This is a genomic window from Pseudoalteromonas sp. SR45-5 (genome assembly GCF_014163565.1).
GTDB classification, from domain to species: Bacteria; Pseudomonadota; Gammaproteobacteria; order Enterobacterales; family Alteromonadaceae; genus Pseudoalteromonas; species Pseudoalteromonas distincta.
The window spans coordinates 1-10,366 of sequence record NZ_JACJDN010000068.1 but is presented as its reverse complement, the minus strand read 5'-3'; the positions used below and the strand labels follow the sequence as shown (position 1 = coordinate 10,366).

The following is a 10,366-nucleotide window of genomic DNA, read 5'->3' as shown; positions in this document are numbered from 1 at the left end:
AAAAGTGAATTAAATACGATAAATGACCCTATATACGAGTTTATAAGTAGTAGCTTATTAAAATTTCTAAGTTTTTTACTAGATAACTACACATAATAAAAATTTGTTGTAAACTGAAGATAATGAAATTAATTTGATGGCGGTATGCTTAGGTGTCACAAAGATCTAACGCAACAGATAAAAAGCTAAAACAAGCAATTGATGCGCGTATGGCTGTTGAGAGCGCTCGTAAACATCAAGTAGATGTTCTATGTGACTTTACAGCTAAACTATCGTTGAGCTGTAAAGGACTAGATATCGAGTTAGATAATCGCCTCGCCAAATTTAGAAGTGCGCTTAATAAAGGCATGAGTTTTGAAAACCTTGCTCCCCTTATTAGTGAAACTTTAATCCTACTTAAAAACCAAGAATCGATTCAACAAGCTCAGCAACGTAATTTATACAACAGTGTGCAAAGTGCCGGTAAACAATTACAAAAAACCAAAGGTTTACCTGACGATACTCGTAGGACTCTAAGAAATTTACTCGATCACGAGATTAATAACGTTCATTCAACTCATGGTTACATTCCGCTACTTGATCAACTTATTAGCTTTTATCATGAAGCGTTGCTTACCAAGCAAAACCCTCAAGTTGATCAGCAGCGCCCAGAAAAACAGGCGCGTGCAAAAAAACTACTTGAGCTCGCAAATGAACTTATACTTGAAGAAGAAGCTACGCTACAAATTAATAATATAAAAAATAATATTACAGAAAGTGACTCAATCGATACATTACTTGATGTTGCAATTAGTATTATTGATGTAGTGGTAAAAAATATAAGTAAAGAGCGTAAATCCGCGCAAAGCTTTTTAGTTTCATTAAATCAAACCCTCGAAGATCTTCATAACTCTATCGTCTCAACTAGCAAGCACTCTGAGTCTATGGAAGTTGAGTTTGACTCACTTAATAAAAGCATTGAACTAAAAATAAAAAATCTTAATGAGCAAACGCAAAAAGCTACATCAATCTCATCTTTAAAAGAACTCGTAGATAACGAATTAAAATCAATAAGCGAAGATTTTATAGCAAAAGAAAAGTTAGAACGAAAAGACAGAGAAATGCTTAGCGCTAGCTTTAATGAAATAAATACTCGAATTGTTACTTTAGAAGATAAGTTAACAACGTATAAAAAACGCTTAAACGAACAGCGCTTTAAAAGCTTACTAGATGGACTTACAAAACTGCCTAACCGGGCTGCATTTGACGAACGTTACAATCACGAAATGCATTTGTTTAATGTGCAGCCATCAGATGTTACGCTTGCAGTTATTGATGTTGACCACTTTAAATCTATCAATGATAGATTTGGCCACACCGCAGGTGATATTACCTTACAAGTTATATCAAAAGCGTTGCAAAAATCAGTAAGAAAGTCTGATTTTATAGCGCGTTATGGCGGTGAAGAATTTGTACTATTAATGCCAGGTGTGTCGCTAGAAAACGCAACATTATCCCTGGATAAAGTAAGAAAGGTAATTAAAAATATACCTTTTAAATTTAGAGAAAAACAAATTGAGATCACTATTTCGGTAGGTGCAACTCAATTTAAAAAAGGCGATACCCTATTAAAGGCATTTGATAGAGCTGATGATGCACTTTACGAAGCCAAAAATTCAGGGCGAGATAGACTTTGTACCAGTAAATAATGTCATAGCTATTATAACTTTTATGACAAGTAGTTTTACGATTTAGTAGTAGGAGCACGTCTATGTTAATACAGTTAAACCCAACTGGGGTTTTAGATTTACTGTCGCAATTAGAAGTTGATTTATTAGAGCAATCGTCTGCTAGTGAGCGTTATAAATTATTTAGAAACTGCGTACTTGCAGTCCTCAATGTAGGTAGTCATACCGACGACAGTAACGATATATACGACAAATACAAAGATTTTGATATTCGTTTAGTAAGCCGCGAACGAGGTATTAAAATTGAGCTTGAAAACCCACCCGAAACCGCATTTGTTGATGGCGAAATAATTACCGGTATTCACGAACATATATTTTCTGTTATTCGTGATATTTTGTTTATTTGTCAAAAATACGAAAAAGATTTAAAAGAGCAAAAAGCCATAACCCATATGGTGTTCGATATGCTCAGAAATGCAGGTGCACTGCGTGTTAAAAGCGAGCCTAACATGGTTGTTTGCTGGGGCGGACATTCAATAAACGAGGTTGAATATAAGTACACAAAACAAGTAGGTTACGAACTTGGTTTACGTGGATTAAATATTTGTACCGGTTGTGGTCCTGGTGCCATGAAAGGCCCAATGAAAGGCGCAACTATTGGCCACGCAAAGCAACGTAACACCGATAATCGCTACTTAGGTTTAACAGAGCCAAGCATTATTGCTGCCGAGCCACCAAATCCTATTGTAAACGAACTCGTTATTTTACCTGATATTGAAAAACGCCTTGAAGCTTTTATTAGAACAGCTCACGCAATTATCATTTTTCCTGGTGGCGCAGGTACTGCTGAAGAGTTGTTATATTTATTAGGCATATTGTTGCACCCAGATAATACTAAGCAATGTTTACCTGTTATTTTAACTGGCCCCAAACAAAGCGAGGCGTACTTTAAAGAGCTATGCGAGTTCGTTGAAATGACACTTGGTAAGGAAGCGTTGGATAAGTTTGAAGTAATTATTGATAATCCTGAATTAGTCGGTCAAAAACTAAAGTCATCGATGGCTAATGTTCGTGATTACCGTAAAAGTGAAGGTGATGCTTATTACTTTAACTGGACATTAAAAATAGATAACGACTTTCAACAACCTTTTGCACCAACACATGAAAATATGGCAAGTTTAGATTTACACCTTGATCAGCCTAAACAGCTACTCGCGGCTAATTTGCGTAGAGCTTTCTCTGGTATTGTTGCTGGTAATGTAAAAGACGAAGGCGTTAGAGCCATTAAACAAAACGGTCCATACATTTTAAGTGGCGAACCTGCCCTTATGACAAATATGGATAAATTATTACAGGCATTTGTTCTTCAAGGTCGCATGAAGCTCCCTGGTAGTAAATATGTTCCATGTTACAAAATAAAAGCATGAGTTTTATAGTTTGAAACCCCATTTACTTCTTATAGATGCGCTTAATTTAATTAGGCGCATTTACGCCGTTGACGCAAATCAAAAACATCATAGCGACGAGCAAATGATACAAACGTGCTGTGCACGTGTAGCCCACGCCTGTAAAAAGCTTTTAGATACGAGTAATGCAACCCATGCCATTGCTGTGTTCGATGGTGACAAAAGCTGGCGTTATCATTTTTATAAAGACTACAAACATTCACGCGCGCCAATGCCCCAAGTATTAAAAGATGCTCTATTGCATTTTAAAGCCGCAATTGAAGAAACAGGTATTGTAGTATTTGAGCCTATTAACGATGAAGCTGATGATATTATTGCAACGCTTGCCTTTAAGGCATCAAATAATCAAATAACAAGCACTGTTGTTTCTACTGATAAAGGCTTTTTACCTTATATTGGCCCTTACATTACAGTTTACGATTACTTTAAAAAGCTCTATCTAGATGAGACAAGTATAAAAGAGCGTTTTGGTGTTGAGCAAAATAAACTCGTTGATTTTTGGGCATTAGCGGGCGATAAAACAAATGATATTCCGGGAGTTAAAGGAATAGGTACTAAATCTGCGCAGCAAATAGTTAATAACTATAACTCAATTGAACAAGCAGCCGAAGATGAGTCTCTAAGCCCGAGTATTAAAGCAAAGTTAGCCGCTAATATGGATATGTACGTAATTTCAAAGCACTTGGTTAGTTTACGCACCGATATAAATTTAGGTTTTAGTTTAAAGCAGTTAAGACTTAATTAGTCGCAAGTTAATAGCCTCTAAACATTACAAAACGTATACTGATATTAGTTACCGGAGTCAGAGTAAGCCATATTGAAAAAATTTATCCGATATTTAATTTTAGGTTTAGGGCTATATGCACTGATAGCTGCATTGGTGATTACCTTTTATAAAGACGATCCTCAAGCTATGATTTGGCAAGACCGAGAGGCTTTCAATAAACGTTACATCGAAAAGCTATCACTTGAGCAGCCAACAACACTAAATAGTGTTCTTGATTACTTAGGCAGCCCCGATCTTACTTATGCCAAACGAGATGGTGAACAAGTATTTCAGATAGTTTTTTATCGTACACAACATAAAACATCTGACGGTATTACCACTATGGATGAATGTACTGGCCTATTATTTAAAAATGGGCAGCTGTTTTTGTGGGGCCCGAGTGCATACAATAAATACCAAGAACAAAATTAGGTGAAGGTTTAATGGATGAAGCTGTTTCAACTACCTTAGAGCAGCTGCTTAATAATACGCAGCTGTTTTTAAGCTATTATAACAATAAACAAAAATGGACAGCTCTATATCCAATGGCAAGTAAGCTAGCTGAGCAATATAGAGTGCTCTACAGCAAACAGCCATTCGCATTACAATCCCGATTGACGCTTTATAACCCAAGTTATTCTTATGCCACCAACTTAGTTGTTAGTCAGAGCGTCATAACTGCTGCCCTGTGTAAGTCTCAAAATTATAATAGTGCCTTAAGTGAGCTATACATAGTCACTACTCTCATTGAGCATTTATGTGTTGGAGCGCAATTAAACAAGCTTTGCGAGCAAACACCTTTTCAAGATTCTGATAAAAAAATTTGGAAAATGCGTCATCAGTTAGCAGCAAAAGTAATGTTAGCTAGTGGCGATTCAGCCAAACCTGTTACGCAGTTACTTGCTAAATTAAATAAGTATAAACAAGCATTGGTAAGTGCTCCTAAAATAATGCTTTACGATGGGGGCATAACGCTAATTGCTCTAGCAAATATTATTAGCATGAACATTACGAGCAACACGGCTAATAAACATATTAGCTTATATAAAGCACTAACCGATTTGTACATTCGCACGCCTAACTTGTTCGCACTGCAATTAATTAAATCACTAATAGCGCATTTAGGGCCATTATTACCGGGAAGCCGCGTTTTATACGCTGAGCAAACCATGATTTATTTAGCAACTGATGCACAACAACGGCATGTTTTAATTAGTACAGAAAATCCAAATAAATTAACCTGGTATAGAGTAAAAGCAACGCTTAACGATAATCCAAAACAATGGCATTGCACTGATAAAACCATTAGCTTTAAAGTATTTAACAGTGAACATGTAAAACCACAAAGTGAGCTTGAGGTTGATAAGGCACAATCTTTACTTGAGCTAATAAGTAATATTAAGTTACAGCACGAATACAGCTATAAAGGATTAAGCCTGCTGATGGCGCCCCACCCTCTCGTAATTGCTAATTTATGCGAGGCAGTAAAACCATATAATAAAGAACATCAGCCCGCAAAAGACTTAAAACATAGTTTATCTATGGTCGGTTATTATAATGCACCTGCAATAATTCAACGGGTTGTTTTTGAACAATTAGTTAATGTTACCCCACATCCATTGCAAGCCTACGTGACTAACAGATTAAATGGATTAGTAAAAATAATGGCTTTATTGGTTAGTAAAAATGACCATGACCAGTTTGAGCACATTACTTTACCTTTATACGCTTACGCCCATTTTTTATTAACGCAGTGCGGTACACAGCTTTCTCGTAAAACGCTGATTGACGACACACCAAATAAAACATTGAGTGCCCCTATCTGCTCCTTTTTTGGGGTAAATGCAATTAACACCGAACAACTAACACAACAGCTTACTCTTTTATTGAGTGATAACCCATGGACAGCAGCACTCTTAGAAGCAGAGCAAACACCTAAAAAGCACTTAACTGAGGCCCATAAACTTTGGATCACACTTAAGGTTGTTGCTCAAAATGTGTTTAAACCAGAACTTTCGCTAACTCCGTGGCAGCAGCAAACGTTAAATGAACAGCTAAAAATACTCAAGTGGCATAACCAAGCTGATTTTTATCAACAATTAGAATCTCTTGAGTTGTTTAATAGTATTTAGTTTTTTAGAAGCTATTTTATGTCTTTATACCCATTATAACTTTCGTGTATACCCAGTATTTTTTGTATAAACTAGCAAAATGGGTGATAAATTGGTATAAATGCGCCCTTAAATTTTCAAGCACGTTCACATAAATGTTCTAACAAGCGGTTACTCTCTCAGAGTAATAATTTATGTGCAAATCAAACTCTTTAAAGGAAAAGTCAATGGCCAAACAAACCATCACAGTGATCAAAGGCGACGGCATCGGTCCGAGCATTATCGACTCAGCACTTGAAATATTAAAAGCCGCAGGTTGCGACTTTGATTATGAATTTGTTGATGCTGGCCTAGCTGCACTCGAAAAAACAGGTGAGTTATTACCGCAAGAAACAGTTGATACAATTGCTAAAAACAAAATCACTCTTAAAGGCCCATTAACTACGCCTGTAGGTGAAGGTTTTACATCTATTAACGTAACACTTCGTAAGCAATTTGGTTTATACGCTAACGTACGTCCAGTTAAATCATTTGTTGGTACTAAAGCGCGTTACGACGATATTGATATCATCACTATTCGTGAAAACACTCAAGGTATGTACTCAGGTGCTGGCCAAGTAGTAAGTGAAGACGGTAATGAAGCAGAAGCAAAATCGATAATTACGCGTGAAGGCGCAGAAAAAATCGTAACTTTTGCATACGAGCTAGCGGTACGCGAAGGTCGTAAAAAAGTAACTGCAGTTCATAAAGCTAACATTTTAAAATCAACATCTGGTTTGTTTTTAAAAGTAGCACGTGAAGTAGCTGAGCGTTACCCACAAATTGAATCAAATGAAATGATTGTTGATGCAACATGTATGAAGCTAGTAATGACACCTGAAGAGTTTGACGTAATTGTTACGACTAACTTATTTGGTGATATTTTATCTGACCTTTGTGCTGGTTTAGTTGGCGGTTTAGGTATGGCACCTGGTGCTAACATTGGTGAAGATGCAGCAATTTTTGAAGCTGTACACGGTAGTGCACCAGATATTGCTGGCAAAAACCTAGCTAACCCAACATCTGTAATTTTAGCATCTATTCAAATGCTTGAGCATTTAAATATGGGCGATACTGCAGAGCGTATTCGTAGTGCTGTTGCTGATGTAATTAAATCAGGCGACCGTACAACTCGCGATTTAGGTGGCAGCCACGGTACAACTGATTTCACTCAATCAGTAATTGACCGTTTATAATTAATATTTGTTATTAATTTAAATAGCCCGCTAATTTAGCGGGCTTTTTTGTGTTTGCTAACTGCGTTTACTACCTAATGTATTTATGCAGGTTAGTATTAAACCTAAATAAACTTAACAGTAGTAATCCTAATAAACCCGCCAGTGATCCGCCACTTGAACCCGAACTACTTTGTTGTTTTTGTACAGTAGCAGATAACTCTTGAGTAAAAGTATCATTGGTTTGAGTATCAGTAACATTCAACGTTACGTTATAAGTCCCGTCAGCTTGATAAGTATGCCTTGGGTTTTGTAAATTTGATAACGCACTGCCATCACCAAAATCCCAACTGTAAGTGTAACTATTAAAGCCGCCGGTTACTTGGGCATTAAATTGTGCGCTTAAATCACTAACTGTAGCGTTTGCGTTTATGCTAAGCGGAACATTAGCAGTTACATCAATCGCTTTTGATTGTTCAGTGCCTTCGTCATCTGTCACTGTAAGCGTTACTTGGTAATCGCCAGAGTACAAATAATTATACGTAAACGATTGAGTCGCTAAAGTACTTCCATCTCCTAGCTGCCAATTATAAGTATACGGTGCGACTCCACCTGTAAGCGATGCGTCAGCTGTTAAAGTTCCTTGGTTTATTACATATTCAATTTCATTTACAGTTAATGGTTCAACTAATGTAACTTGTGCTACAGCGACTTGCTGTGAAGTACCATTATCTGCCATAAACTCAACGTTATAAGTGCCATAGTCTTGGTATTCATGAGTAGGCGTTAACTCTGTGCTGGAGCTTCCATCGTCAAAACTCCACGTAAATTTGTCCGCAGGAGTAAGTGCAAAACCTTCTACATTAAAATTAACGGTTAAACCGTTTTTAGTAAAATTAATTCCCTTAGTAACATCGTAATTAAGCTCTACTTCTATATCTTCACTGTCTGCTGACTGGCTTATAATACTAAACCCAAAACCAACCTGTGGAAGCACAACACCCGATGGTTTTTGCGCTGCAAAGCTATAATCGGTTTTATCAGTAAACCCGGTGATAGCTGATAAATCATCATCACCTAACCCTGCCCTTTGTTGATATAGGCTAAAAGCAGCATCACGTATTTGAATTGCTGAAGCAGCCGGAGTTTGCGTACTGCCTTTATTTATCGAGCGCTGATCAGCATCTACCACTAATGCAAAACCACTGCCTGGATGCTCGGTAGTATTATTATCTGCTTGAGATTCATTGCTGTACCACAATAATAACCCCGGTGAGTACTGCTCTGCTTGCAAACTACTGTCAACGCCTGTGTATGAACGCAGTTGTAAATAGTAATGTGATGGCGATGCATATGTGTAACTACCAACTTTTTCAAAGCCATTAAACTCTGTGTTAACTTGATCTTGTGCATTATTTTGCCAAATTAAAGTATCACTTTGCTCAATGCGCATATCATCAACAACAAAACCATAATAATGTGTGTTCGCATCTGTTATGTATTCAATTTTTAAATCAATTGTTTGCCCAGAATAAGCTGATAAATCAAACTTATGGGTCAAATAGCCGTTAGGTTGCTTAGCATCACTATTAAGAAATGAATCACCTGAGATATACGGACCAATATCACCGTAGTATGGATTAAGCGCTTGCGTATAATTACTCGCGATTGGCTCGCCATCTACTTTTACTTGAACTAAATCGTAATCGCGCTCAATACTGTAATAAGCAATAAAGCTTAAAGTAAGTGTCTCAGTTGTGCTTGGTAGCGCAATTGTATTAGCTAAGCTGTTGCTAATATTGTCGCCCGTATTTGAATAGTATTGAAAATCACCTTCTACTGGAGCCCTAAATTTTTCGAGCCTTGGTGGTAGTGCTATTTTTATTTGATTTTGCTGTTGTGAAGTACTCGCAGTATTAATTAATGTTTGCTGTGAGTTAGCCTCTATCTCATCCATATCAAGCGTAAGCTGGTTAACCCAGTTACCCTGGTACCGCTTTTGTAAATATTCAAGCGCATAAGGGCTAAACATAACTGGCTCTGAGCCTCTTGGCGAACCAGCCCAACTTCCTGTCGACATAACTGACCAAGACGCGACAGGCTCACCTACCGTGTTAGATTGTAAGTCGTATTCATCTAATAATCCTAAATCATGCCCAAATTCATGCACAACCACACCAATCCCGGCATCAATAGGGTTAATGGTATAACCAAAGAGCTTAATGTTGCTGCCTGCAATCTCGCTCGGCCCGCTATTTTCATCAAATACATAGTAGCGGTGCGACCAAATAGCATCGGTGCTTAGGTAACCGCCACCCGCTTCTTCGCCAATACTTGAATGAAATACCATTACATGGTCAATAATGCCATTAGGTTCATTAAGGATACCGTCGCCATCAATATCATCTAAATCAGTTAAGTCATAATCCGCTAAATTAATATTAAACTTTGCAACTGCTTTCTCCACAGCCTCTTTAATTAAAGCGGGCGCATTTATATCCCGTGTACTGCCTTGGCGCTCACCATATATTTTTGCATTGCTATTAGCGGTTACCCAACCATATACCTGCCCGCTAAAGTTTAAGCTATTTCCCGAAGCCGCTTTATAATAATCAGCAGCCGTTTTTAAGCTTTGTCCATCAGGGCCTGTATAACCTTGAGTATTAAAAAGCATTTGCTGATAGTGCTCAGTTGAATAATCAGCGTAAAACATGTCGGTGTCTTGCTCTACAAGTTGATTGTCGTCATGTTTAAGATCAGGAAAATCAATTAAAATAGCTAACACTTTTACATCATTAACGCTTTGATCTGGCACTAGCGACGTTGAAAAAGCGACCTGTTGTTTATTTGTGTTTGAAAAAAAGTTGGAAGAGGATTTAAATTGCCTAAAGCCATTTTTAATTGAGTGATTGGCAACGTCTTTGTTACTCATATATGACTTAAATGAACTATCTAACTCACTTGAAGATATTTGGTCTCTTTTTTTAAGCCAATATAAAATACGCTCTTCGTTAGTTATGCCAACATCATGCGGACTTAAGTTATTAGCCGCCACCATAGGGCTTAATAGCGTAGTTAAAAGCGCAATTAACGTCACTTTTTTCACTGTGTTTTCCTCAAACATAATTATGTAGCAATCATA

Annotated in this window: 7 protein-coding genes; 6 read left to right on the top strand and 1 reads right to left on the bottom strand. The window is 37.3% G+C overall.

The window, feature by feature from the left end; translation table 11 throughout:
* Positions 1-152: 152 nt before the first annotated feature.
* The 6 genes from H5072_RS04430 (at position 153) to H5072_RS04405 (ending at position 7,245) form a co-directional block, all read left to right on the top strand.
* Positions 153-1,688: a diguanylate cyclase gene (locus tag H5072_RS04430; RefSeq protein ID WP_182692830.1), complete on the top strand. Its 1,536-nt coding sequence runs from the start codon at positions 153-155 to the stop codon at positions 1,686-1,688.
* Between the two features lie 62 nt (positions 1,689-1,750).
* Positions 1,751-3,094 carry a nucleotide 5'-monophosphate nucleosidase PpnN gene (gene ppnN, locus H5072_RS04425; protein WP_182692829.1) on the top strand — a complete coding sequence of 448 codons (1,344 nt, stop codon included), beginning with the start codon at positions 1,751-1,753 and terminating at the stop codon, positions 3,092-3,094.
* A gap of 10 nt (positions 3,095-3,104) precedes the next feature.
* Positions 3,105-3,878 (top strand): flap endonuclease Xni, encoded by a 774-nt coding sequence (gene xni / locus H5072_RS04420; RefSeq protein WP_024596930.1) that lies wholly within the window; start codon positions 3,105-3,107, stop codon positions 3,876-3,878.
* 69 nt (positions 3,879-3,947) lie between these two features.
* On the top strand, positions 3,948-4,331 hold the full coding sequence (locus tag H5072_RS04415) for a DUF3192 domain-containing protein (protein ID WP_024596929.1): 384 nt from the start codon (positions 3,948-3,950) through the stop codon (positions 4,329-4,331).
* Positions 4,332-4,342: 11 nt separating this feature from the next.
* On the top strand, positions 4,343-6,031 hold the full coding sequence (locus H5072_RS04410) for a hypothetical protein (protein WP_182692828.1): 1,689 nt from the start codon (positions 4,343-4,345) through the stop codon (positions 6,029-6,031).
* Between the two features lie 206 nt (positions 6,032-6,237).
* On the top strand, positions 6,238-7,245 hold the full coding sequence (locus tag H5072_RS04405) for an isocitrate dehydrogenase (RefSeq protein WP_039487666.1): 1,008 nt from the start codon (positions 6,238-6,240) through the stop codon (positions 7,243-7,245).
* A gap of 70 nt (positions 7,246-7,315) precedes the next feature.
* Here H5072_RS04405 and H5072_RS04400 read toward each other — a convergent pair whose 3' ends face one another.
* Positions 7,316-10,330, bottom strand: coding sequence for an immune inhibitor A domain-containing protein (locus tag H5072_RS04400; RefSeq protein WP_182692827.1), 3,015 nt, complete (start codon positions 10,328-10,330; stop codon positions 7,316-7,318).
* Between the last annotated feature and the right edge of the window lie 36 nt (positions 10,331-10,366).